Origin of the sequence: Methylococcus capsulatus, from assembly GCF_036864975.1 — a bacterium.
GTDB lineage: Bacteria > Pseudomonadota > Gammaproteobacteria > Methylococcales > Methylococcaceae > Methylococcus.
Genome location: NZ_CP104311.1, coordinates 863,980 through 888,805, shown reverse-complemented (window position 1 = coordinate 888,805; position 24,826 = coordinate 863,980). Strand labels below are relative to the sequence as shown.

Sequence of the window (24,826 nt, the reverse complement as noted above, 5' to 3'; positions counted from 1 at the left end):
TGTAAGCGATGTGATGCAGCCCCTGTCTCATCACGGCCAGATACGAACAGATCCGGTATTCGTCGATCAGGCCCACCCGGCCAAGACTCGCCCGTCTGGCGCCAGAAGCGCCATTCGCTAGGCATGACGCCACCGACCGATCGGCGCTCGGCCTTCTTGAGCCCGGTCTTGAAGGAATAGGTGAGCGTCTCACCATCCCGCCGGAAACGGGCCGGCCATTGGCGTAATGCGTCTTGTCCTGCATGGCGGTCAGCCTGCGGTGGCGGCGAAAGCCGCGTAGCGATCGAAAATCGCCTGCCAGCCCAGGCGCTGGAGGTCGATGGGATGCGTGCCCTCGGGGTCGAAGGTGGTGGTCACGCGGGTGCCCGCGCCCTTGGAGATGAAGGTCGTGTGTACGCGGCGCCCGTCGTCGAGCCGCAAGGTCAGGGCGCTCGGCGCGTCCATCGCTTCATAGGTGCCTTCGTACTCAAAGCCCATCGACCCGTCGCGCGCCTCCATACGGGCGACATGGCGGCCGCCGACCCTCAGATCGACACGCACCCAGGGGCAATGCCAGTCGGGCGAGGCCTGGTTCCATTGCGTGATCGCCTCAGGCGCGGTGTAGGCCGCCCAGGCCCCCGCGGGCGACACCGGCACGAAGGCGTCGATGGTGATGGGTGTGGCGTTCTCAGGCATCGACGATCACCTCGAAGCCGCCGAAGATCATGCGCTGGGCGTTGAAGGGCATGTCCGCCATGTTGCCCCTGGCCCGCAGGTCGGCGGCCACCTTGGCCATGCCGGCATCGCGCGTGGCTTTGTCGGGCCAGGTGATCCAGGCGAACACCACCGTTTCATCGGGTTTGAGCAGCACCGCCGAGCGCCTCGAATTGAGCTTGCCTTCGGGCACGTCGTCGCCCCAGGTCTCGACCAGGCTCAGCGCCCCGTGTTCGCGGAACACTGGCGCCACGGCCTCGGCATGCTGGCGATAGGCCTCGCGGTTGGCGATGGGTACCGCAAGCAGGAATCCGTCCACGTACATGGCTGCTCTCCTTCATCCGCGCCGGGCCGCGTCGATGGCAGCGTGGTCGATTTTCTTCATCGTCATCATCGCGGCGAAGGCGCGCTCGGCCTCGGCACCACCCGCGGCCAACGCCTCGGTCAGCGTGCGCGGGGTGATCTGCCAGTTCACGCCCCAGCGGTCCTTGCACCAGCCGCATTCGCTCTCCGCGCCGCCGTTGCCGACCAGGGCGTTCCAGTAGCGGTCGGTTTCCTCCTGCGTGTCGGTGGCGATCTGGAACGAGAAGGCTTCGGTGTGCGGGAAGATCGGCCCGCCGTTGAGGCCGATGCAGGGGATGCCGCAGACGGTGAAGCCCACCACCAGCACATCGCCCGCCTTGCCCGAGGGGTAATCGGCCGGAGCCCGGCTGATCGAAGTCACCGCGCTGTCGGGAAAGACCGATGCATAGAAACGCGCGGCTTCTTCGGCCTCGCAGTCGTACCAGATGCACACGGTGTTCTTCGGGGTCGGCTGGCGGTCTCCTGAATGGCAAGGATCTGGGGGCGAACGCGGGGCGTGTGAACTGTGGACAATCTGAGTTGATATCAACATAATTGCAAGTGTGCGCGATACCTTTCCCCATGTCAAGACCGTCGAAGTGGCCCAAGCGTGTCTGTGCCTGCACGTGCAGCGGGCGGCGCGCGTGCTCGCCCGTCACTTCGACGAGGTGTTTCGTCCGCTGGACCTGACCAACGGGCAGTTCTCCCTGCTGATGGCGCTGAATCGCCCGCAGGCGCCCACCGTGGGCGAACTCGCCTCCTTCCTGGCCATGGATCGAACCACGTTGACGGCGCTGATCAAGCCGCTGGAACGACGAGGGCTGCTGGCGGTGATCGTCGATGAGCAGGATCGCCGCAAGCGCCGCGTCCGCTTGACGACTGCTGGCCATGCCCTGCTGAAGCAGGCTTATCCGTTATGGTGTGACGCCCATGCGGCGCTCGAACGGCAATTCGGCGATGCGCCAGCACTGCGGGCCTTGCTCGGCCGGGTGACTTCGCCGATTCGGCCGAACCGCGAAACACCGAAGGGTCCGTCTGCCCCTTGAGCGGCAATGGACTGATGCGGAGGGTGAGTCGCTCGGGGAGGCTGGTTGGTTTAAGCCTGATTATCCAGTAGCCATGCGTTGCCAATCCGGGAATGACGGGTGGCACGGAAGCATTGGCCCAGATGCCGGCGAACCAGAGGGGTTTGCCACGGGGCACGGACAGCATCAGGCGGTTCTGGGTGGCTAAAGCTGACCGCAAACCCTTCCCCTTTGTAGCACCGAGCCCGCCGTGACCGTGGTCTATCCAACTGATCCGCAATGGCTTTCTCTGTCACGGTATCCATTGGGACCGGAAAGGGATACTCCGTCATGGGCTATAATATATATATATAATGTAAGTATCCGAGCCCATTGGTGTCCAGGTTAACAACCGCATGTCCGGCAGCGGAGAGCAGAGTTGACGACGGCTGTGGGGCGGGTCATCCGCGCGCGACCGGGATCACGGTGTCACGCGCCCTTTCCGTCAATACTCGAACTCGTAAATCACCCCGACGCTGTTGGTGCTGGATTGGGAGCCGGACGCCGAACCCGAGCCGACCGCGCCTTCCACCTTTAACCCCCGGCCGATATCGATCCGCACTGTGGATTGCGGAGTGCCAGCGGCGCTCTGGCGGGCGCCGATGTAAACGCCGGGAGCGATGTTGCGCCCGGCTTCCAGGGCCGCCTTGCCGCCCTTGCCGGACACCACGGCGAGGCGGTCGAGACCTAACCCCTTACGCACGCGATCCAGCGGGTCGCCGCCGGAAGGGGCCGCCCCCGTCAGCGAGGCCAGGGCCATCGCGATCTGGGCCATTTCCACCGGCCCCATGGAAGCGGTATCGGCACCGAACAGCAAATGGGCGAGCACCTGATCTTGCGGCAGCGAGGGTGAACTGGAGAAGCTGATCTTGGGTGTCTTGGCCGTGCCCGCCACGTTCAGGGTGGCGGTAACGTTGCCGCCGGTGCTCGATGCGCTGAAATCCAGGGCCGGATTGGTCAAGGTGCCACCGTCGAACGTCACTCGGCCTGTGGAAAAGGTGATCGTCCGCCCCGCTACCGCGAGCTGCCCTCGCTTCATCCGGAAACTGCCGTCGGCGTCCGGCGCCGCCAGGTTGCCTCGGACGCGGACCGAACCTTCCAGTTCGGTATCGAGTCCACGGCCGCGCACGAAAATTTCGCCGGCTGCCTCGACGCCGAGATCGAGCTCGACGTTGGGGCCTGCGGCGGGAGACGGCAAGGGCGTAGCGCCGGGCCTACGGACGTCCAGCACGGCAACGTGCGGGGGCAAATGTTCGGGAACCCGAATTTCGGCGCGGTGAAGCCGGAGGGTACCGGCCAGCTTCATCGTGCTTGCGGCGAGTCCGCGCAGACTCACGTCCGCGTCCAAGTCGACAGTCAACTGGTCGCTGGCCAAGGGACTGGCACGCCGCGCCGTCAGTTTAAGATCGACCGGTAGCCCTGGCGCTTTGAAACCTAGACTGCCGCCAAGCTGGATTTTACCTGCGCCGGCGCGGCCTTCGGCGCGAACGATCCGGATGGTTTCGTCGTCGATTTCTACCCGGGCGATAATATCGGAAATCCGCGCTCCAGCGCCGAAATCCTGCACTTCGCCGCCGTCGAGCCTGAGGGCGCCTGTTATCTTCGGGTCCGGTAAGACGCCCGTGGCGGTAGCGTCGAGCGCAAGCTTGCCGCGGACGCGACGGCCTCCAGCACCGAGCATAGCGTCTAGGATGCTCAAATCCAAAGCGCCCGACGCATGCAAGTCTAAGGGGCCGCCGGCGCTCAGCGCGGTATCGCCGCGAAGCTGCAAAGCCGCGCCCCAGCCGCCATCGAGCCGGACGTCGACTGTCGCCGCACCGCCGCCGAGCCGGGCATGGGCGGCAATGTCGACCGCCGGCATGGCGGCCCCCGCCCGCAGCCCCTTGAGCGTCAAGTCGATATCGCCGTCGGGGCGCGCAGGAGGGCCTTTCAGCTTGGCGTCCATCCGCAGGCTGCCCGCCAGCGCCAGGTCCGGTACCGCGACGGCTACCAAGTTCGCCGGCAGGTCGCGGATCGCCACTTGCAGATCCAGGTTCGGCGCGGCGCGCCCCGAAGCCTCGATTACGCCCTGGCGCAGGCTGAGCTTGAGCCGGTCCAGCGTAACGCCTTCGCCGAAACCGACCTGCAGCGGCGCCCTTAGCTTGAGGGTTTCTTTGTTCCAATCCACTTCAAAGGCGGACAGCGCCAGCCGTTTCTCCTGCACGTCCAGTTCACCCGCAGTGGACAGGTGCAGCGGTGCGCCCCCCAGGTCCGGCAGCTCGGCGGCGAATTGGAGCTTCGGGGCGTCGGCGCGACCGGCCAGATCGAGCTTGGCCGAACCGGCGACTCGTCCGACGGTGATGCCGTTCAGCGAGAGCCGCGCACCCAGCAAGCGGCGAACAAACGGGTCCGCGACTGTCGCGTTGAGAACGGCGTGGCCTATGGACGCGGCTCCGCCCAGACGCATCGCCGACGCTTCGGCTGTCAATGCCGCATGGTCGTGCCCGCTTCGGTACGCGGTTTCCAGCCGCGCCGTCAGCGAACCCGCCAGGGCTTGCCCCGCCAGCGGCGCAAGGTCGTCGAGCCGGGCGATGCTGAGGTCCGCCGCTCCGCTCGGCCATCGCTCGCCTTTCGGCAGGGCAAACCGGCCTGCCAGACGGAGGCTTCTCCAGCCGGTTTGCTGGATCGTGAGTACGAGTCCGCCGTTTCCCGCCGAAGCGATCGCCGCGCCGATGCGGAGCGGCGCGCCGTCGATCCGGCTCTCGGCAGACACCTCGCCGGACGGGTTCGCGGGCAGGCCCTTGAAATGAGCCTCGGCACGGAAAGGCGTGCGCGCCATGCCCATGGCGGCAGCCTCGCCGGCCAGTTTCGCTTCCAAGCTCAGTTCCCCGATGGAACCCGCGGCGTGTCCCCACAGCTCAGTGCTGCCGCGCCAAGCGGGCGCCAGCACCGCGAGATCGGACAGGCCGAGGGTCCAATTGAAATCCAGCGTATCGCCGGCCAGCTTGCCATCGGCCGACACCTTCAATGCCTTGCCGTGCAATGCCAACTGCTGGAGTTCGGTGCGGTCCGCACCCACGAGAACGCAAGCGCGCACTTTTCCGTCGGCGCCCACGAGTTCGGGCAGAGGCGACATGCCGCCGGTCAGCGCAAGCGTGCCCGCCAGGTCGAACCGGGTTTGTGGCCCCGATCCCCGGAAATCCAGTTTCAGCTTGGCCAAACCGCGGACGTCGACGCCAGCCGAAACCGCCAGCGGCCCGAAGTCGGGCAGCCTCAAATTGACGGTCCCGCGCAGTCCCGCGTCCGCCGTTTCGACCGAACCGTCCGCGGCCAGCAGAGGATGTGCCAGCCGGAAACCGATCGGCCGGGAAGCCGCGTCGAGCCGGGCATCGACCCGCAGCGTCAGCGGAGTACCGCGCAGCAAGTCGCCGGACAGGCCGGCAACCTGCAAGCCCCGGACCGTAGCGTCCAGCCCCAGCTTGCCGGTATCGCCTGCCAGGGTCGCTTCCACGCCGTCGACCGCGGCGCCGTGGGCGTCCAGACGCTCGACCTTGAGCGTGGCGGTGGCGCTCGGACGGCTGAATGGCCCGCTCAGTTCAGCCTCCAGCGCCAGCTTTTGCCAGGATAGATTCGGGGCGGGACGCATGGCCGGCGCCGTCACGCGGAATTTCAGATCCGCCGCGTTGCCGGCCAGATCGAGCGCGCCCGAGGTCTCGGTACGAAGCGGGCCGGCGTTCAGGGTCATCTGCATGGCCACCGACGTGCGGGGGCCTTCCAGGCTGGCCTCGGCGGCGAGCGGCCCCAAGTCCGGAAGCCCGATCAGCACGGCGATCAAACCGTGGCCGAGTTCCCGCAACTGCACGTGGGCGCCGAGGCCGTCGCCGCCGATCCGGCCTGCAACGGCGTAATCGCCTTCGGCGTCGAGGCGCCGCGCACTCAGGCTGAATTCCCCCCGGTCCAGACTGGCCAAGTGCACCATGCCATTCAGCGTCAACCGCGCTGCCACCCCGGCGACGGCCTCGGCCAAATCGAGGCTGCCGATACGAACCGTTCGCAGATCCACCGTGACGGGCAGTGTCACCGGCCCGGCATCCGCGTTTTCGGGCTTGGATTCGGACGCTGGAAGCCGGGCGATCGCGACTCGGCCGGCCTCCAAACGCTCGACCCGCAGCGCGCCGCGCAGCAGTGCCGATGGCGACCATGCCAGCTCCAAACCCTCGATGCGCAGCCACGGCCCTTTGGCATCGCCGACATCCAGCCGAGCCAAACCGAAAGCGTCCGGAATACGCCCGTGCAGCCCTTGGATCGCCACGGCGCCGCCGGTCAGGCGCGGGACGAGCCGCTCCAGATTCTCGCGTCCGCGCTGCGCATTGACGAACTGCACCAATAGCAATACGGCGCATAACAACACCAGTACGAAGCCGCCGGCGATCCACGCCATTTTTTTCAGCCAAACGTGCATCAAAAGGCCTGCCCGATGCCGACGTACATTTCGAACGAGCCGCTGCCGGAATGCCGGCTCAAAGGAAGCGCCACATCGACACGGATCGGCCCGATCGAAGTGTAATAGCGCCCGCCGATCCCCGCGCCCACGGACCAGTCTCCGGTAAACGGCCCGCCATGCGGGCTGACCTGGCCGATGTCGACGAAGGCGACGGCGCCGTAATCGTCCAGAATGCGCTGCCGAAATTCAAAGGTTCCGGCGGAGACCGCAGTGCCACCGACGGGACGGTCGTTGGGAAAGCGCGGCCCGATCGACTGGAACTTGTAGCCTCTGACAGTCGCGCTGCCACCGGCATAAAAGCGCTTGTCGGGTGGCAGGGCCATCACGCCCACGCCCACGGCGCCGCCGACCAGACCGCGCAGTGCCAGCACGCTGCGGCCCGAGCCGGTGAAATCCAGATAAGTCGAACCGGCCAGTTGCAACAGGACGAAAGGGGTGGTCCCCGAACTTTCGGCAAGCTGGGCGGACGTCCCGCTCGTCGAGCCGCTGAACGGTTGAATCGGGGTGACTACCACGCTGGCCCGGATACCTTGCACGGGATCCAGCGGGCTCTTTGTGCTGTCGTAATTCAAGGTCAAGGGAAGGCCGAGCAGGGTGTAGTCGCGTGCCAAGCCGTTCTGGACGATGTTCTCCTGCTCGCCGCTCAGGCCGACCGCGCCGCTCCAGGCTGCGGAAAATTTGCGCTTCAACAGGACGGAGGCCAGCACGGCTTTCTGGTCGTAAGCGTTCAAACTCGCTTTCACCGCACCGAGGTCGGCCTGCAGCGACTGATCACGCTGGAAAAAATCCGGCTTCAGGAACGAGGCCCCGGCGTTGTAGCCGATACCGGTGGTGCTGTTGCCGCCGAGCTGGGCCACGCCGCCGGTCAGGTTCAGCGTTTCCGCTGCGCCGAATAGATTGCGATGCTGCCAGGATACGGAAAGACTGCCGCCGACATCGGTCGACCAGGCGCCGTTGAAACCGACGGCGCGCAGCGGACGTTCCACCATCTCGAAATTCAGCGGCAGCCGTCCGTCCTCGTCGGGGCGCTCTCCCGTCCGCGCTCTGACCGAGGAAAACACACCGGTGTTGATGAAGTCCTGCCTTGCCTTTTCGATGGCTTCCGGATCGAAACGGTCTCCCGAGTGCACCAGCAGGCGGCGACGCAGAAAATCTTCCTCCGTCCGCTCCATGCCCTTGAAGTCTATTCGCCCGAGTTCGAGGCTGGGGCCGGCGTCCACCTTGATTTCGACCGCCAGGGTTTTCGCCGTGGTATCCAGTGTGGCGATGGGCTTGTCAACCCGCGCCAGCGCATAGCCTTGCCCCCTGAGCGCCTCCGCCAACTGCTCCTGCGCCGCCAGCACCTCCGACGCCAACGCCGCGGCTCCAGGTTTTATGCCAAGCTGGACCGGCACATCGGCCGGGATGGTCCCTTGTATGTCGATCTTGCTCAAGTGATATAGAGCCCCGTGGACCACCGAGACGGTCACCGGAACCACCACGCCGGAGGGCGCCCGTTCCAATTGATCAAGCAGATACGGATCCTCCAGCTGGCGGCCGCCGACCGTGACCACGGCCGTACCGTCGTAATAGCCGAAGCTGTTGAGCACGGTTTCCAGCCGGGCGGCATCGTCCCGCGCCCGAGCCACCAGGGCGAATGGCCCCACGGGCGCGGTTTCACGGAGTGCCACCAGCTGGGAGGAGTCGTTCAAAGCCCTGTCCAGCGCCTCGTCCCCGGCGCTCACGAACATCACGCTGTAGGCGAGCGGATCCGCGGCGTGTACGGCCGGTTCCGTCAACAGCAGAGCAGCCAAGGCGAACGAGGCCAGGGGGCTCCAAAAGAGTAGGAGTCGTATCCGGGTGATGGGCATCGGATTAAGTGTAACCCGGCGGGGCGAAGGCAGGCTCCACGGAAGTGGGGTAAATCGCGAAGCGACGCAGATGCCATCGTCGAATCCCGGTCAGGGGGGGTGAAGACATACCCTAAATGGTGAAGACGACGATGGCTGAACGCGGTATGAACTTGTTGGAGGTGGTGCGCCAATGCGGCGATGACGATTTACCGCGGCAACAGGGGGAAACGACGTTGGCGAAGCGGATGGAGTTCGAAGTGGTGCAACGTATCGCAACGGCTAGCGGTGGAGGGATTTTTCCTCCATTCTGGAACCGGGGCGCCTGTCCGAGCGGGCCTTGGTGGCGTTGATCCAGCAGGCGTGGGTGCCCAGGGACTGCGCGGGCATGGTGGTGGCCTTGGCGGGCGGTGTTCGGCCAGCCCGGCTGGGTGAGCGTCAAGACCCGCTGGCGGCGGGTGGCGGATCATTTTCGGAGCAAGTTTCTCAAGGCGGGTGCCCGCATGGACGAGGCGGCGAGGTTTCCGTGTAGCGGCTTCTCGTGTAACTTCCAGCCCGAAACTTTGGATCCCTGCGGAGCTGTAAAATCAATGCGTTGGATGCTCTTTTCGCTCGATTTTTGCTTGTGTCGCGGGTTCTGAAAACCAAAGAAAAGGGCAAGAGGTTACACTATCGGTGAGGCCGTGAGTGGCCCCAATGAGCGTGGGCATCAGGGCCGATAGGCCTGATCCGAACCTTTCAATTCACCGTATTCGCTAGGCGGCGCCATGACCACTCAACGGCTTCAGCTTTTCATCCGAGGCATGCATTGCACCGGTTGTGAGAAGATCATCGAGGCCGCCGTAAACTCTCTACCGGGCGTCAAATGCGTCCAGGCGAGTTACGTCAAGGCGCAGGTGGAGATCGAATTCGACGATACGCTCATCCGCGAAAAGCGCCTGCGCCAGGCCATCGAGGACAAGGGTTATGGCATCGTCGAATCGGCCCAGGCATCTTCGCGGCGTAGGGCGTTGAGCGGATTGACGTTCATCATTCTGCTGCTGGCCGTAGGCGGCCTGACACTCTGGGGCAAGAGCCTGATGCCGGCTCTGATGATGCAGATGAGCGCCCCGCTCGGTTACACGATGCTGTTCACCATCGGCTTTTTCACCGGCTTTCACTGCGTAGGCATGTGCGGCGGCTTCGTGGTGGGTTATGCGACCGAGGTGTCGCCGCGCACCCCTTGGACCGTCACCGCCGCGCATCTGCAATATGCCCTGGGCAAGACCACGTCGTACACCGTGATCGGTGCCGGTTTCGGCCTCTTGGGATCGCTCATCACCGTTACGCCTCATCTGCGGGGTGTCTTGGCCCTGGCGTCGAGCATCTTCCTGCTGGTTTATGGGCTGAAGATGCTCAACGTCTTCGCCTTCCTGCGTCATTTCACCCTGCGCCTGCCGCGTGCCGTGGAACGGGGCGTGGCCAATGAAGCACGCCGGCGGCGCCATCCTTGGGCGATAGGACTGTTGAACGGCCTCCTGCTGGGTTGCGGGCCCTTGCAGGCCATGTACATCATGGCTGCCGGCACCGGCAGCCCCAAGGAAGGTGCGGCGATTTTGCTATTCTTCGGTCTGGGAACGCTGTTGCCCCTGTTGGGCTTTGGCGTGTTTGCCAGCCTGCTGTCTCGCCGTGTCATGCATACTCTGGCGCACGTATCCGGTGTGCTGGTGATCGTCATGGGACTGATGATGGCCGAGCGGGGATTGAAAATGACCGGCTCGGGCTACGACTTCGGATCCCTGCTCGACTACTGGCGGCGTTATCCGCCCACCGCGGCGAGCCATGACCAAGGGCCGCACGGTGTCCCCACTGAATCCAACCCAGGACATCAAAGCCCATGAATCCAGCTCAAAAACGCATCCTCATCGTCGGCGGCGTGGCCGGGGGCGCCACCTGCGCGGCGCGGGCACGCCGGCTTTGCGAAACCTGCGAGATCGTCGTGTTCGAACGGGGACCGCATGTCTCGTTCGCCAATTGCGGATTGCCTTATTTCGTCGGCGACGTCATCCAGTCGGAGACCAATCTGCTGGTGGCCAGTCCCGCTCTGTTCGCGCATCGCTTCAACATCGAGGTCCATACCGAAACCGAGGTCATCCGCATTGATCGGCAAACCCGGACGATTGCAGTGCGTGACCTCAGAACGGACGCGATACGACAGGAGTCCTATGACGCGCTCGTCCTTGCGACCGGTGCCCAGCCGGTGCGTCCGCCCCTGCCGGGGATCGATCTGCCTGGCATCCATGTGCTGCGCACCATCCCGGACAGCCGCAAGATCAAGGCGGCGGTGGCCCATGCGCAGCGGGTGGTGCTGGTGGGCGGAGGGTTCATCGGCCTGGAAATGGCCGAAAACCTGGTCGGCCTGGGACTTCACGTCACCCTCCTGGAACTGGCCGACCAGGTATTGCCGCCGCTCGATCCGGAAATGGCCGCCTATGCCGCCGAAAGACTGAAAGCCCATGGGGTCAACCTCAGGCTGGGCGAGGGGGTCGAGTCCTTCGAGAAGTCTCCGGAGCATGGTTTGAACGTGCGCACCTCGAAGGGGGAAGCCCTCGCCACCGACCTGGTCATCCTGGGGATCGGCGTGCGCCCGGAATCGGGACTGGCCGCTGCCGCCGGTCTGGAATTGGGCGCCCTCGGCGGCATTCGCGTCGATGAATGGATGCGCACCAGCGATCCAGCCATCTGGGCCGTGGGCGACGTGGTCGAAGTGAAAAATCGGGTGACGGGGGAATGGCAGCTCGTCCCCCTGGCAGGCCCCGCCAACCGCCAGGGGCGGGTCGCGGCCACCGCCATTCTTCACCATTTCGCATGCAGCGACGGTACCCGATCTCCCCTGAAGTTCGATGGCGTGCTCGGAACCGCGGCGTGCGAAGTGTTCGGCCTCACCATCGCCTGCACCGGCGCGAGCGAGAAAGTGCTGCGGCGGGCCGGCATGGATTACGAAAAGGTCTACCTGCATCCCGGTCACCATGCGAGTTATTTTCCGGGTGCCAAGCCGATTCACATCAAACTGTTGTTCTCCAAAACGGATGGTCGGATCCTGGGCGCCCAAGCCGTCGGCGAGATCGATGTAGCCCGGCGCATCGACGTCATCGCCACGGCCATGATGCAGGAAGCCACCGTATTCGATCTGGAAAATTTGGAGCTTTGCTACGCGCCGCAGTTCGGCGCGGCCAAGGATCCGGTCAATTTGGCGGGCATGATCGCTGCCAATCATCTGCGGGGGGATCTGCCGCTCGCCGATTGGGAAGAATTGACGACCACCACGGCCCTCTTGCTGGATGTCCGTAGCGAGGCAGAGTTTGCCGGCGACCATATCCCCCATGCCCAGAACCTGCCGCTCGAAACCTTGCGCGAGCGGCTTCACGAACTGCCGCGGGATCGCGAAATCTGGCTGGTCTGCGGCGTCGGACAACGCGCCTATTACGCCTATCGCTTGCTGCAGCAGAAGGGTCTCAGAGTGAAGGTGTTGTCCGGCGGCATGCAAACCTACCGGGCCCGGCGTCGGGCGCGTGATTGATCTTGTTTGGTGATGGCTTCTTCCGCGGCGCGCATCTTCGCTGTGGCCGACGTGGTCGAAGCGAAGGCCTCACCCCGTACCTACCGACGCGGCGGTGGTCGAAGCCTGCCTGCGGCTGTTCTGGTTCCTGCAGGTCCGGCTCGCGGGTTTCGCCGTCACCGCCGGCGCGGCATACAGCACCTCGGCCTGGGCGAAAGCGGGATGTTCCATTGCCCACCGTTGGCCGGAACGATCATCCGCCACCCAGGGCAAGATCACGCCATCGTTCCCCATCGCCACGCGGGGCAAGCGGAATACAAGCATGCGACCTCCTTGCGATGCAGCTACAGGCCACGGGTTCTCGTGCCGCGCAGCCGCCGAGGCTTTCCGCCGTATCCCAGGCGACCTATTGCTTTTTCAGCGTTTACGGATGTAGAGATCGGTGATCGTGCCTTCGATCATTTCCGCCGCGAAGGCGAATGTTTCCGACAAGGTCGGATGGGGGTGGATGGTGAGGCCGATGTCTTCTGCGTCGGCGCCCATTTCCAAGGCCAGCACGGCTTCGGCGATGAGTTCGCCGGCATGGGGGCCGACGATGCCGGCGCCTATCACCCGTTTGGTGGTCTTGTCGCACAGCAGCTTGGTGGCACCTTCCTTGCGGCCGATGCCCAAGGCGCGACCGCTCGCGGCCCACGGGAACACGGCTTTTTCATATTCGATGCCCTGGGCTTTGGCCTGAGCTTCGGTGACACCCATCCAGGCCACTTCGGGATCGGTATAGGCCACCGATGGGATGGTCAGTGCCTGGAAGGCGGATGGTTTGCCGGCGATGACTTCGGCGGCCACCTTGGCTTCGTGGGTGGCCTTGTGGGCCAGCATGGGGTTGCCGACGATGTCGCCGATGGCATAGATATGCGGGACGTTGGTGCGCTGGTGCTCGTCGACCGGAATGAAGCCTTTGGCATCGACGTGGACACCGGCATTTTCCGCCCCGATCAGGTCGCTGTTAGGGGCGCGGCCCACCGCGACCAGCACGCGGTCGAACAAATCGGACTCGGGCGCACCTTCCCCTTCGAAGAACACCCTCAGGCCGTCGGTTTCGGGTTCGATCCGGCTGACGCGGGTCTTGAGATGGATGTTCTCGTACTGCTTCTTGATGTGTTGAAGCAGCGGACGTACCAGGTCGGCATCGCAGCCCGGGATCAGTTGGTCCATCAACTCCACCACGGTGATTCCGGCTCCCAGGGCGTGATAGACCGTGGCCATTTCCAGGCCGATGATCCCGCCGCCGACGATCAACAGGCGCTTGGGGATTTCGTGCAGCGCCAGGGCGTCGGTCGAATCCATCAGGCGCGGATCGTCGTTGGGAAAACCTGGAATCTTCACCGCCCGGGAGCCCACGGCGATGATGGCATGGTCGAAGCTGACTGTGACCGGGCCATCGGCCATTTCCACCTGCAGGCTATGGTCGCCGGCGAAGCGGCCGGTGCCCTGGACCACCGTCACCTTGCGCTGTTTGGCGAGTGCATCGAGCCCGCCGGTCAGAGTCTTGACGACCTTGTCTTTGAAGCTGCGGATCCGGTCCAGATCGAGGTCCGGGGCGCCGAAGCGGACGCCGAACTCGTTGGCTTCTTTGGCCTCGTGGATGATTTGAGCGATATGCAGCAAAGCCTTGGAGGGGATGCAGCCCACATTGAGACAGACGCCACCCAGGGTCGGATAGCGTTCGACCAGAACCACCTGCCTGCCCAGATCCGCCGCGCGGAAAGCCGCGGTGTAACCGCCAGGCCCACCGCCCAGCACCAGGACATCGGCGTGAATCGTCTTGGGTTCAGCCATCGAGAATATTCCTTCTTCAGTTAGAGCAGGACCCGCCGCATGTCGGCGAGCAGGCTGCTGACATGGGTGATGAAGCGGACGCCGTCGGCGCCGTCGATCACACGGTGATCGTAGGACAGCGACAAGGGCAGCATCAGCCGCGGGACGAACTGGCCGTCTTGGAACACCGGTCGCAACTGCGCCTTGGAGACACCCAGGATGGCGACCTCGGGGGCGTTGATGATCGGGGTGAAGGCGGTACCGCCGATGCCCCCCAGGCTGGAGACGGTGAAGGTGCCGCCCTGCAGATCGGCGGTGCGCAGCTTCTTGCTGCGGGCTTTGTCGCCGATGGCGGCGAGTTCGGCGGCGATGTCCCAGATGCCTTTGGTATCGGCGTCTCGGATTACCGGCACTACCAGGCCGTCCGGCGTGTCCACCGCAAAGCCCACATGGTAGTAGCTTTTCAGGATCAGCTCCTCGCCGTTGGGAGCGAGTGAGGCGTTGAAGCGCGGGAAGTCCTTCAGCGCGGCGACCGCGGCCTTGATGATGAATGGCAGCAGGGTCAGTTTGACATCGCGTTTGACCGATTCGGCCTTGAGAGCGGTACGGAAGGACTCCAACTCGGTGATGTCGGCCTCGTCATGCTGGGTGACGTGCGGGATAGTGAGCCAAGTGCGGTGGAGGTTGGCGGAAGAGAGCTTCTGGATTCGCGACAGCGGCTGGCGTTCGATTGGGCCGAACTGGGCGAAATCGATTTCCGGCATCTCCGGCACGGCAAAACCGCTGCCGCCCACCCGTTCTGCTTTCGCGACAGCTTGTTTCACGAAGGACTGGACGTCCGTTTTCAGGATGCGGCCTTTCGGGCCGGTGCCGCGGACTTTTGCTACGTCCACGCCGAGTTCGCGGGCGAAGCGACGCACGGCGGGGCTGGCGTGGGCCGGGCCCGCGCCTTCCTCGGCGACCGGCATCGGAGCCGGAGGAGCGGGCACCGACGCAGGGATTGCCTGGGTGTTGTTGCCCGCAGAGGGGGCGGCAGGGAGCGGTGCTGCGGCCGCAAGTGCCGCGGCAGGTTCGAGTGGAGCCGGTTCGGCAGGTGCGACCGCCGCGGACGCCGCCGCCTCCTCATCGGCCCGGAGCTGCAGAATGGGCGTCCCCATACTGACTTTGCTGCCGACGCTCACGTGCACTTCGGTGACGGTCCCGGAATAGGGCGAAGGAATCTCCATCGCCGCCTTGTCGCTCTCCAGGGTGATCAGCGAGTCGTTCGCCGCGACTTTGTCACCCGGCTTGACCAGTACTTCGATGATCTCGACGTCCTTGAAGTCGCCGATATCGGGGACGACGACGGTCTGTTCTTGGGCCATGTTGTTCTTATCCTCCTCAGCACCCAATGGGGTTGGCTTTGTCCGGATCGATGCCCCAGCGGGTCATCGCCTCGGACACCTTGGTTTTCTCGATGCCCCCTTCATCGGCCAGTGACTTCAAGGCCGTGAATGCGATGTAGTGGCTGTCCACCTCGAAGAACCGGCGCAACGCTGATCGACGATCGCTGCGGCCGAAGCCGTCCGTCCCCAGCACGGTGTAACGCCGGGGCACGAACTCCCGGATCAGGTCCGGATAGGCTTTGACGTAGTCTGTGGCGGCGACGATGGGGCCGCCGGTTGCGGCCAGGCACTGTTCGACATAGCTGGTCTTCTGCGGCTGTTCCGGATGCAGTAGGTTCCAGCGCGAGACTTCCATGCCATCGCGGCGCAACTGGTTGAAGCTGGTGGCGCTCCAAATGCCGGCCTTGATGCCGTAATCGGCTTCCAGCAATTCCGCGGCCTTGATGACTTCGCGCAGAATGGTGCCGCTCCCGAGGAGCTGCACCTTTTCATCCGCGCCGGCATCGCGGAACTTGTACAAGCCTTTGATGATCCCGTTCTCGACCCCTTCCGGCAGGGCGGGATGGGTGTAGTTCTCGTTCATCACCGTGATGTAGTAGAAGACGTTTTCGCCTTCCTGATACATCCGGCGCAGACCATCGTGGACGATGATCGCCAGCTCGTAGGCGAAGGTCGGATCATAGGTGATGCAGTTGGGGATGGCGCCCATGATCAGGTGGCTGTGGCCGTCCTGGTGTTGCAGACCTTCGCCGGCCAGCGTAGTGCGGCCGGCGGTGCCGCCCATGAGGAAGCCGCGGGCCTGCATGTCGCCCGCCGCCCACATCAGGTCACCGACGCGCTGGAAGCCGAACATCGAGTAGTAGATGTAGAACGGGATCATTTGCACATTGTGGTTGCTGAACGCCGTACCGGCGGCGATCCAGTCGCACATTGCACCGGCTTCGCAGATACCTTCCTCCAGGATCTGCCCGGATTTGTCTTCCCGGTAGAACATCACGGTATCGGCATCCTGCGGCTCGTAGAGCTGACCGACGGAGGAATAGATGCCGTATTGCCGGAACAGGCCCTCCATGCCGAAAGTGCGGGCCTCGTCGGGGACGATCGGCACCACGTAGCGGCCCAGCGCCTTGTCGCGCAGCAGGGACGACAGCAGGCGGACGAACACCATGGTGGTGGACATTTCGCGGTCCTCCGAGCTTTTCAGCATCGTCTCGAAGATGCTCAGCTCGGGCACTTGGAGATGGGGGGCCTCCTTCCGCCGTTGCGGCAGGTAACCGCCGAGGGCTTTGCGGCGCTCGTGCAGATAGATCATCTCGGGGCTGTCTTCCGCCGGTTTGTAATAGGGCGCTTCGTGCACCTTGTCGTCCGGAATCGGAATGTTGAAACGGTCGCGGAAGGCCCTGAGCGCGTCGGCGTCCAGCTTCTTCTGCTGATGTGCGATCATCTGGCCTTCACCGGCGCGCCCCATGCCATAGCCCTTGATGGTCTTGGCCAGGATCACCGTCGGCTGCCCCTTGTGCGCCACTGCGGCAGCGTAGGCGGCATAGACCTTGTGCGGGTCGTGACCGCCCCGGTTCAGATGCCAGATGTCCTCGTCGGACATGTTGGCGACCATTTCCAGCAGTTCGGGATACTTGCCGAAGAAATGCTTGCGGACATAGGCACCGTCTTTGGCCTTATACGTCTGGTACTCGCCATCCACCACCTCTTCCATCCGCTGCTGCAGGAGACCCTTGGTATCGCGCGCCAGCAGCGCATCCCAGTGGGAGCCCCAGATCACTTTGATGACGTTCCAGCCGGCGCCGCGGAATTCGGCCTCCAGGTCCTGGATGATCTTGCCGTCGCCGCGCACCGGTCCGTCCAGGCGCTGCAGATTGCAGTTGACCACGAAGATCAGGTTGTCCAGTTTTTCCCGGCCAGCTAGGCCGATGGCGCCCATCGATTCCGGCTCGTCCATCTCGCCGTCGCCGCAGAAGCACCAGACCTTGCGGCCTTCGGTATTCAGGAGGATCTTGCGATCGGCCAGGTATTTCATGAACCGCGCCTGGTAAATCGCCATGAGCGGGCCGAGGCCCATGGAGACGGTCGGGAACTGCCAGAAATCTGGCATCAGCCAGGGATGCGGATAGGATGACAGCCCGCCGCCGCCCACTTCGGCGCGGAACCGGTCCAGATGCTCCTCGGTCAGCCGTCCTTCCAGAAATGCCCTGGCGTAGATGCCGGGCGCGGAATGGCCCTGGAAAAACACCAGGTCGCCACCATGGTCGCGGTCAGGGGCATGGAAAAAGTGGTTGAAACCGACGTCGTAGAGCGTGGCCGAAGAAGCGAAGCTGGAGATGTGCCCGCCATACTCGGTGGATTTCCGGTTAGCCCGCACCACCATCGCCATGGCGTTCCAGCGCAGATAGCAGCGGATACGGTGTTCGATGCCGGCGTCACCCGGGCTGCGCGCCTCGGCGTGCGGTGGAATGGTGTTGATATAGGCCGTATTGGCCTTGTAAGGCAGGTTCGCGCCGGAGCGGCGTGCTTTATCGACGAGCTTTTCTATCAGGAAATGTGCCCGCTCGACACCTTCTGTTTCGATGACGGCTGCAAGCGCGTCCAGCCACTCCCTGGTTTCCTCCGGATCGGTATCCATGTTGGCCGCGGACTGGGAGTGGAGGGATGGATTGCTTGCGATCATGGCGATTCTCGGCCCTTCGGTTGATTAAAGCGTTAACCCGATATCATGCCGCCGTTCTATCCTGAGGACAATGGGATCGTGTAAAACGGTCATTCAGTGCTCGCCGCGACTCGGTCGCCGTTTCGCCGGCGCGTGAAAAAGGCCGCGGAGCTCGGCAGCCGCACGCGCAATGTCCGCGGCCCCGAATACGGCCTCGATGACCGCCACCAGGTCGGCGCCGGCCCTAATGACTTGGCTGGCGTTGGCGGCGTCGATGCCGCCGATGGCGACGATGGGGATGTGCAAACGGCTTTCCCCCTCCCGCAGCGTGTCCAGTCGTGCGCGGGGGGCGGAAGGTTTGGTGGCGGACTGGAAAAATGTGCCGAAGGCTACGTAACTCGCACCTTCGGCTTCCGCCCGGAGCGCCCGCTCCAGCGAGTCATAACAGGAAACGCCGACGATCGCCCGCTCGCCGAGGACACGACGTGCAGCAGTCACCGCCCCGTCGTCCCTGCCCAGATGTACCCCATCCGCGCCGATCTCCGCTGCCAGCCAGGGGCTGTCGTTGATGATCAAAGGAATGCCCGCGGCGCGACAGGCGCTGAGTAACCGGCCCCCGTCGGCCAAGTGATCTTTCGCCGATCCCGACTTGGGCCGGTATTGCAGCACGGCAGCGCCTCCGAAAATGGCGGATTCCGCGGCGGCAAGCAGCGCATCGCCCTGCAGCCGGGCGGGCGTGATCGCATAAAGTCCCTTCGAGGGAAATGGCGTGTGCATTGGACCTTCCGGCCGAGAGTTCGTCAGAAGCGTCAGCGTATTCACGATCGATGAAATTCCAAACGACATCTGCCCCTTACCATGGTATGCATGGTAGGCTTCCTGGCATTACCAAACTTCATGCCGAAGATGATCGTGGAAAAGCCTTCAATGCTAGCGGTTTCGGCGCTGACGTCCTTTCTGGCAGGCTGCGGCATGGAGCCGGTGACGCCGGACCGGCCGGCCCAGCCCTTGGCGTTTCACAATACCCGACTGACTTATGCCGTGATGGCCGACGATGAGGAGGCCCTGCAGAGGGACTTCCAGATGAAGACTCGCCCGACTTGGGTGGAGCGTGCCTTCGCCGGCATTGGCTTGCTGACCGCGAGCGGCATGGAGACGGTCACTTGGCCTGTGTTCGCCGGTTTCCGTGCCTGGCTGGAAGCCCATCCAGAACCCAGTGCGCCAGAATACCTGTCCGGTGTGCGACACGAGCCGTAAACGTCGGGGCAGGCTGTGAACGGAATTAAAAAGGCGGAACGCTTTCGCTCCGCCTTCCCTTTCCGGCGGGCATGGCCGCCGAGGAAATGCAACGAGATTACTTCGTCTCGTTGTTGATGGCCGTCATGCGGTTCACGACGTCGGTCAGCTTCTCGATGGCGGCGGCATTGTTGCCAGCTTCGAGCTCCGTCGCGGCTTCCTTGGCAGCTCCCATGGCCTTCTGCAGAGACATGCCTGCACCGGCGCCGGTGATTTCCTTCGCCTTCTGACGGTAGAGCTTTGCGCTGGCTATGGCTGCATCCTTCTGGCCACTCTTGGCCTGTTCCAGCGCCTCCTGGGACGCCTTGAGTGCTTCTTCGGTGGCTTTCTTCACGCCAGCGGCATCTTCCGCGGCGAAAGCGCCGAAGCTCAACGAGCCGGCGACCACTAAAGCGGCGAACTTGGACAGGACATTCTGAATTTTCATATCGACTGAGTCTCCTCGGGTATCGTAGTTATCGTTGTGTGGAGTCTGGAGCCGAGTGACTGCTGTCGTATCCCTCTGCCCGTCGACCCACCGGTACCAGCCCGGCTACAACGCGGCGCTAACGGAAGGCGGCACCTGACGGCCTCGCCTTCCGTAATCGGGTCGTAATACTAACCAAATTCCGCGGCCAAGACCACGTTTAGTTCTCATATCGTCGCAAAATTTCCAGCCCTCTGTCCCTTGCTTCGTGGGGCGCAGACGGGCGCCGCGGGCTCATTTGCTCCCGCGCTGCAAGCCATGATGTTGTATAGTCAAAAGCTTGCGAACACTGGCGGGCCGACGGCTTTGTCTTTCGACCGGGCCGTAGGCGGACTTGCCTCGAATTGTTTCAAAACCATCCAGCCGAACTGGCTCGAGCAACCACACCGGATTTTCATGACACATCGACTTTCCCGCCGAATCGAACGCCTCACCAGTTCCCTCATCCGGGATATTCTGCAAATCACTCAGCGGCCTGGAGTCATCTCATTCGCCGGCGGCTTGCCGGCGGAAGAGCTGATGCCGGAACTGGATTTCGGCGCCTGTGCCGCAGATTCCCGCCAATACGGTCCCAGTGAAGGCGAGCCTTTGTTGCGGGAGTTGATAGCCCGAGGGCTCTCGGGCCTCGGGCTTCGGTGTCAGACCGAACAGGTGCTGGTGACGACGGGCTCCCAGCAGGGTATTGACCTGGTCGGCAAGCTTTTCATCGACGAAGGAACGCCGGTGTTGCTGGAATCGCCGACGTACCTCGCGGCGCTCCAATGCTTCCGGGTCTATGGCGCGGAGTTTCACGGCATGCCCGTGCAGGCTGAAGGTATCGATCCTGACGCGCTGAAAGCGGCCATCGTCCGCCACCACCCCGCTTTCGTTTATCTCATCCCCAGCTTTCAGAACCCCTCAGGATGCTGCTACAGCGATGCCGCACGTCGCGCCGTCGCGGCGGTGCTCGATGAGACCGGTACCCCCTTGGTGGAAGACGACCCCTACCGGGATCTGGTCTATACCTCATGCGACCGGACGCCGGTCTGCGCGTATCTCGAAAGGGCCCCCTGGGTCTATCTGGGCAGCTTTTCCAAGATCACGGCGCCGGGACTGCGCGTCGGCTACCTCGCGTCATCGCCTGCTTTGTTCCCCTGGCTCGTCCGCCTCAAGCAATCGAGTGATCTTCACACCGGCCGCACCGGTCAGGCTTGGCTGGCGCACTTCCTGACATCCAGCGACTTCGGGAAGCATCTGGCGCACATGAACGGTGTCTATGCCGAACGCCGAGATACGATGCAGACTGCCCTGGAGCGACATTTCAGCGGCCTGGCGGACTGGTCGGTGCCGGCCGGCGGACTGTTCTTCTGGCTGCGACTGGTCGAGAACACGGATACCCTGGCTGCGCTCAAGGTGGCATTGGACCATGACGTGGCATTTATGCCGGGCGAGCCGTTTTTCCCGGTCACGGAGCAGCGCTATCCGGCTTTGCGGCTGAATTTCAGCCATGCGACGGCGGAAAAGATCGAGCGGGGCATCGCCCTGTTGTCGAAAGTGTTGGGTGAATGCGCTGTCACTGCAGCCGGTTGATACGCTGGCGACGACTCGTACAGTCCTGGCAACAGAACGCCCGCATGAGCGATCGCCTTGACACCCAAGCCATGACTATCTAGCATGGGTGGGTTTTTTTGTTGGCGGGCACGCTATAACAACTCAATGAATAATCAAGCCGTCTCCGATCCAGGGTCCGCCGATCTTCGCAATTCCCGCGAGGTTTTTGCCGGTATCCGTCGCCTCGTCGACGGCGAGGCGGCCGCGGTCGATCGCTTGATCCTGCGGGAGCTGCATTCCGATGTGGTACTCATCAATCAGATCGGGCAGTACATCGTCGGCAGCGGGGGCAAGCGCCTGCGCCCCATGCTCCATCTGCTCTCGGCCAAGGCATTGGATTATCCGGGTGACCACCATATCACCCTGGCAGCGGTCATCGAGTTCATCCATACTGCAACCTTGCTGCACGATGATGTCGTCGACGAGTCAGCGCTGCGCAGGGGGCAGGATTCGGCCAACGCCCTCTGGGGCAATTCCGCCAGTGTTCTGGTAGGGGATTATCTGTACTCGCGTTCATTCGAGCTGATGGTGCGGGTCCAGAACCTGCGCGTGATGGACATTCTGTCGCGCACCACCACCGCCATCGCCGAAGGTGAGGTGTTGCAACTGCTCAATTGCAACAATCCGGCGACCGATGAAGCACGATACCTGGACGTCATCTCCCGCAAGACGGCTATATTGTTCAGCGCGGCTGCCCAGCTTGCTGCGGTGCTCGCCGGCTCATCGCACGAAGTCGAAGAATCCCTGAAAAATTATGGGACATATCTCGGAATCGCCTTCCAGCTCAAGGACGACGTGTTGGACTATAAGGCTGATCCCGAAGAGTGGGGCAAGAACCTTGGTGACGACCTTGCCGAAGGTAAGCCGACACTGCCTTTGATCTATGCGCTGTCTCAGTCCGCCGGCGCGGATGCCGACCTCTTGCGGCAAGCGATAGAACAGGGCGAGCGGGAACACTTCAAAAAAGTGTATGCAGTGATTGAGTCGACCGATGCAATTTCGTATACTGAGCGGCGTGCCAGGGATGCTGCGAACAAAGCCATCGAGCATGTTACCCATCTTCCTGAGGGCGATTACAAGGACGCCTTGATCGCTCTTGCACGGTTCGCGGTCGATCGCGGTTATTGACCTGTTCAGCCAGATTTCGGGGTGTAGCTCAGCCTGGTAGAGCACTGCTTTCGGGAGGCAGTGGCCGGAGGTTCGAATCCTCTCACCCCGACCAGAATCCCCAGCCGAATCATTGCGCAACAGCTTGATTTCGATTGCCGTTTTGGCAACGTGAAGCCCAGATCTGAACCCAGGGCGTCCATCCAGTGCCCCTTGGAACACCCAGGAGCGTCAGCAATGGGCGTGCCTGAATTCGTCCGGTATCCCGCCGTTTTGGTTTTTTGATTCGCCGCCGTAACTCTGGCCTGCTGTCCGTCGTCCTTCTCTGTCGGACAAGGGCGAGGGGGATGCGTCCGTCGAAGAGTGCATCAGTGCAGGATCGCACCGATCGAGAACCGCGGCCTTTGTGATGGTCGTCGTCGCGAAAGCGGGTCGTAGGTGCGCGATTTTCGGGCATCGTGGCTCACGTCGCTGCGCCCGGTTGATGGACCACCGGGCGGGTTGCGACACGAAGCCTTGAAAATACCTTTATCTATCAATGCGCTATGAAAAATATGGTGGGCCCTGTAGCTACTGAACAATCCGGCACAGCCAAGGATTCATAGGCCAATGGCTCGTCGCGTTTCCTCAAATACCATCAGAAATACCATAATTCCTTCGGCGCTTAGGTGAAACTCCGCGATCCTTGATGATACAAAAAAGCCCGCTCGATGGCGGGCCTTCCGGGTGGGGGTAGACGTCTATCACTCCGTCTGCTCGATCATCCGCCGGACCTCCTCCGGGTCGAGCCCCAGCAGCCTTGCCCCATGCTCCCAGTCCGCCAGCCGATACCGGGCCAGGGTCTCCAAGGCCGTGCGCCGGAATCTGGCGGCCTCCTGCTCCATCTCGGCGGCCTTGACCAGCATCTCAAGCGATGCCCTCGGCTCCAGCGCCGCCAGCCGATCCTCCCGAGTCATGGTGTGGCCTCGATCACGGGCATGCCGTCCTTTGCCGGCACGAAATTGATGACCAGGTTCGGCGGCGGACCCAACGGTGCGCCGTTCGGGCCGGATAGTTGGACCTTCTCCAGGAACAGCCCCAGCGACTTTGCCAGCAGCTCGGCCGCCTTGATGCGGTCCCGCGTCTCCTCGGCTGGATTGCGCATGATCCCGGTCCAGAACTCCCGCAGCTCCACCACATCGGCGATGCGTTTCGATCGCAACTTTTCCGCCAGCTCCTCGACGTAGGCCGCGATACCAACATCTGACAACAATTTCGGTCCGATCCGGTTTGCCGACCGCTCCGAATACCCTGCCGCCCGCGCTGCCTCCGTGGCGTTACCAGACTTCGCGTAGTGCTCCGCAAAGGCAGTCTGCCGCCGGTTCAATTTCAGATCACTGGTCATCATTAACCTCTAGGTTTGTTATACCAAAATGGTATCATATGAATGCTTTTTATAACCTTTGTAAAGGAAAATATCATGATCGAACAGGTTTCCGCACTCAAGCGCAAAATCGAAGCCGGCCAGGCCGAAGTCGAACGTCTCCAGGCCATCCATGCCGACTTGAGCGAACAGGCCGCAGCCAGATCGGCCGAACGCGGGGCGCTCGAGGCCGAGCTGGCTCAGGTCAACGAACAGCTTCAGACAGTCGAGCTGGACCGGCTTGTCGGCCGCGCGGTGAACGAGAAAGTGGCGGGCAAGGCTTCTGCCCTGGCCGAAGAACTGAAAGGCCGCATCGCCGCCGTGGACATGGCTCCGGCGAAGAACTCGACCGCGGTGGCGGGCCTTATCGACCAGGAGAAGGCCGCTTTGAAGGAACTCGGGAAAGAGCTGGCGGCCGCCACGAAGACGCACTATCTCGAACTTGCCCGCGCCGAAGCCGAGAACTACGAAAGCCTGCTCAAGCAGGTCGAGGAATCCGCAATGAAGCTCTACGCCCTGTGCCGGCTCTCGGACAAGGCATTCATTTTCAGGGACACGGATCCGCTGATGGCTCCGCGTCTGGTGATAGACAGCAAAATGTTCCCGCAAGACGTGCTGGCATGTTCTGAAAAACTGCACCAGTACGGATCACCCGTCCACATGTACGTCCAGTACCGCGACAAGGCGAAAGCCGCCGAAGCGGTCTTCAAGGCAGAGGTGGAATCGGCGTGATGCCGGCGGTACGATAACCGCGCATACGGGATCAGCCCCGGCAGGCTTCGGCCTCCGGGGCTTTTTCGTGCGCCGCGGTCAGCGTGGGACGTGAATCACGACCGGTTCACCCGGCAGCGGCGTGACGCCCAGCTTGGCGCGGTGCATGGCCTTCTCGTGCTCGCTCATCGGCCTGCCCTGGAACTCTCGAAGCTCGCACCGCAGTTCGTGCAATCCTCGCAGCAGGGCTTGTAGATCGACCGGCTTCTGTACCGGCTGTGGGACCGCTGGCGGGGCTTTCACCGGCTTGACTGGGGCAAGGCTGGTGCTGCCCTGTTTCGCTGCCAGGTGGGCCATGACGGCGGGCGTCGAGCCGACGCTCACGGTGGCGGACGGGTGGGTTGGACGCAGGGGTTTCATGGTGTACTCCTATGGTGGGC

21 protein-coding genes and 1 tRNA gene are annotated in these 24,826 nt (G+C 63.3%); 8 read left to right on the top strand and 14 right to left on the bottom strand.

The window, feature by feature from the left end; all coding sequences use genetic code 11:
- Positions 1–249 precede the first annotated feature (249 nt).
- Genes N4J17_RS04245 through N4J17_RS04235 form a run of 3 tightly spaced genes read right to left on the bottom strand, consistent with a single transcriptional unit; the run spans position 250 to position 1,489 of the window.
- Positions 250–675 (bottom strand): SRPBCC domain-containing protein, encoded by a 426-nt coding sequence (locus tag N4J17_RS04245; RefSeq protein WP_198323083.1) that lies wholly within the window; start codon positions 673–675, stop codon positions 250–252.
- Positions 668–1,018, bottom strand: a complete 351-nt coding sequence (locus N4J17_RS04240) for a DUF1428 domain-containing protein (protein ID WP_198323082.1) — start codon at positions 1,016–1,018, stop codon at positions 668–670. The genes N4J17_RS04245 and N4J17_RS04240 overlap by 8 nt, the downstream gene beginning before the upstream one ends.
- Before the next feature lie 12 nt (positions 1,019–1,030).
- Positions 1,031–1,489, bottom strand: coding sequence for a VOC family protein (locus N4J17_RS04235; RefSeq protein WP_277458474.1), 459 nt, complete (start codon positions 1,487–1,489; stop codon positions 1,031–1,033).
- 109 nt (positions 1,490–1,598) lie between these two features.
- Here N4J17_RS04235 and N4J17_RS04230 point away from each other — a divergent pair, with 109 nt between their 5' ends.
- On the top strand, positions 1,599–2,081 hold the full coding sequence (locus N4J17_RS04230) for a MarR family winged helix-turn-helix transcriptional regulator (protein WP_198323080.1): 483 nt from the start codon (positions 1,599–1,601) through the stop codon (positions 2,079–2,081).
- A 463-nt stretch (positions 2,082–2,544) separates the two neighbouring features.
- Here the strand turns inward: N4J17_RS04230 and N4J17_RS04225 are convergent, their stop codons facing one another.
- Both N4J17_RS04225 and N4J17_RS04220 read right to left on the bottom strand, forming a co-directional pair.
- The gene (locus N4J17_RS04225) at positions 2,545–6,540 is read right to left on the bottom strand and encodes a translocation/assembly module TamB domain-containing protein (RefSeq protein ID WP_198323079.1); all 3,996 of its coding nucleotides are present in this window, start codon (positions 6,538–6,540) and stop codon (positions 2,545–2,547) included.
- Positions 6,540–8,432, bottom strand: a complete 1,893-nt coding sequence (locus tag N4J17_RS04220; RefSeq protein ID WP_198323078.1) for an autotransporter assembly complex protein TamA — start codon at positions 8,430–8,432, stop codon at positions 6,540–6,542. Before N4J17_RS04220 ends, N4J17_RS04225 begins: the two co-directional genes overlap by 1 nt.
- A 746-nt stretch (positions 8,433–9,178) precedes the next feature.
- On the opposite strand from N4J17_RS04220, the gene N4J17_RS04215 reads away from it, so the two are divergent.
- Positions 9,179–10,291, top strand: coding sequence for a sulfite exporter TauE/SafE family protein (locus N4J17_RS04215; RefSeq protein WP_232470487.1), 1,113 nt, complete (start codon positions 9,179–9,181; stop codon positions 10,289–10,291).
- On the top strand, positions 10,288–11,970 hold the full coding sequence (locus N4J17_RS04210) for an FAD-dependent oxidoreductase (RefSeq protein ID WP_198323077.1): 1,683 nt from the start codon (positions 10,288–10,290) through the stop codon (positions 11,968–11,970). Before N4J17_RS04215 ends, N4J17_RS04210 begins: the two co-directional genes overlap by 4 nt.
- A 69-nt stretch (positions 11,971–12,039) precedes the next feature.
- Here the strand turns inward: N4J17_RS04210 and N4J17_RS04205 are convergent, their stop codons facing one another.
- From N4J17_RS04205 to thiE, 5 genes are all read right to left on the bottom strand, one after another.
- Complete coding sequence (locus tag N4J17_RS04205; RefSeq protein WP_198323076.1) at positions 12,040–12,273, bottom strand: hypothetical protein; 234 nt, start codon at positions 12,271–12,273, stop codon at positions 12,040–12,042.
- Between the two features lie 93 nt (positions 12,274–12,366).
- Positions 12,367–13,788, bottom strand: a complete 1,422-nt coding sequence (lpdA, locus tag N4J17_RS04200; protein WP_198323075.1) for a dihydrolipoyl dehydrogenase — start codon at positions 13,786–13,788, stop codon at positions 12,367–12,369.
- A gap of 20 nt (positions 13,789–13,808) precedes the next feature.
- On the bottom strand, positions 13,809–15,131 hold the full coding sequence (gene aceF, locus N4J17_RS04195) for a dihydrolipoyllysine-residue acetyltransferase (RefSeq protein ID WP_198323074.1): 1,323 nt from the start codon (positions 15,129–15,131) through the stop codon (positions 13,809–13,811).
- Positions 15,132–15,147: 16 nt separating this feature from the next.
- Complete coding sequence (aceE, locus tag N4J17_RS04190) at positions 15,148–17,835, bottom strand: pyruvate dehydrogenase (acetyl-transferring), homodimeric type (protein WP_198323073.1); 2,688 nt, start codon at positions 17,833–17,835, stop codon at positions 15,148–15,150.
- Positions 17,836–17,928: 93 nt separating this feature from the next.
- Positions 17,929–18,591, bottom strand: a complete 663-nt coding sequence (gene thiE / locus N4J17_RS04185; RefSeq protein ID WP_198323072.1) for a thiamine phosphate synthase — start codon at positions 18,589–18,591, stop codon at positions 17,929–17,931.
- A gap of 150 nt (positions 18,592–18,741) precedes the next feature.
- Between thiE and N4J17_RS04180 the strand changes: the two genes are divergently transcribed.
- Entirely contained in the window at positions 18,742–19,071 is a 330-nt protein-coding gene (locus N4J17_RS04180; RefSeq protein ID WP_277458477.1) for a hypothetical protein, read from the top strand.
- Positions 19,072–19,168: 97 nt separating this feature from the next.
- On the opposite strand, the gene N4J17_RS04175 is transcribed toward N4J17_RS04180, so the two are convergent.
- A complete protein-coding gene (locus tag N4J17_RS04175) occupies positions 19,169–19,537 on the bottom strand; it encodes a hypothetical protein (protein ID WP_198323070.1) in 369 nt (122 codons plus the stop codon).
- 435 nt (positions 19,538–19,972) lie between these two features.
- Between N4J17_RS04175 and N4J17_RS04170 the strand changes: the two genes are divergently transcribed.
- The 3 genes from N4J17_RS04170 to N4J17_RS04160 all read left to right on the top strand — a co-directional run bounded on the left by N4J17_RS04170 (position 19,973) and on the right by N4J17_RS04160 (position 22,388).
- Positions 19,973–21,145: a PLP-dependent aminotransferase family protein gene (locus tag N4J17_RS04170; RefSeq protein WP_232470486.1), complete on the top strand. Its 1,173-nt coding sequence runs from the start codon at positions 19,973–19,975 to the stop codon at positions 21,143–21,145.
- A gap of 126 nt (positions 21,146–21,271) precedes the next feature.
- Entirely contained in the window at positions 21,272–22,294 is a 1,023-nt protein-coding gene (locus tag N4J17_RS04165; RefSeq protein ID WP_198323069.1) for a polyprenyl synthetase family protein, read from the top strand.
- A gap of 17 nt (positions 22,295–22,311) precedes the next feature.
- A tRNA-Pro gene (locus N4J17_RS04160) sits at positions 22,312–22,388 on the top strand.
- A 628-nt stretch (positions 22,389–23,016) separates the two neighbouring features.
- Here N4J17_RS04160 and N4J17_RS04155 read toward each other — a convergent pair.
- On the bottom strand, positions 23,017–23,229 hold the full coding sequence (locus tag N4J17_RS04155; RefSeq protein ID WP_198323068.1) for a hypothetical protein: 213 nt from the start codon (positions 23,227–23,229) through the stop codon (positions 23,017–23,019).
- Positions 23,226–23,639 carry a terminase small subunit gene (locus N4J17_RS04150; RefSeq protein ID WP_338457639.1) on the bottom strand — a complete coding sequence of 138 codons (414 nt, stop codon included), beginning with the start codon at positions 23,637–23,639 and terminating at the stop codon, positions 23,226–23,228. Before N4J17_RS04150 ends, N4J17_RS04155 begins: the two co-directional genes overlap by 4 nt.
- Before the next feature lie 93 nt (positions 23,640–23,732).
- On the opposite strand from N4J17_RS04150, the gene N4J17_RS04145 reads away from it, so the two are divergent.
- Positions 23,733–24,407, top strand: coding sequence for a hypothetical protein (locus N4J17_RS04145; protein ID WP_198323066.1), 675 nt, complete (start codon positions 23,733–23,735; stop codon positions 24,405–24,407).
- Between the two features lie 78 nt (positions 24,408–24,485).
- On the opposite strand, the gene N4J17_RS04140 is transcribed toward N4J17_RS04145, so the two are convergent.
- Positions 24,486–24,806, bottom strand: a complete 321-nt coding sequence (locus N4J17_RS04140; RefSeq protein WP_198323065.1) for a hypothetical protein — start codon at positions 24,804–24,806, stop codon at positions 24,486–24,488.
- Positions 24,807–24,826 lie beyond the last annotated feature (20 nt).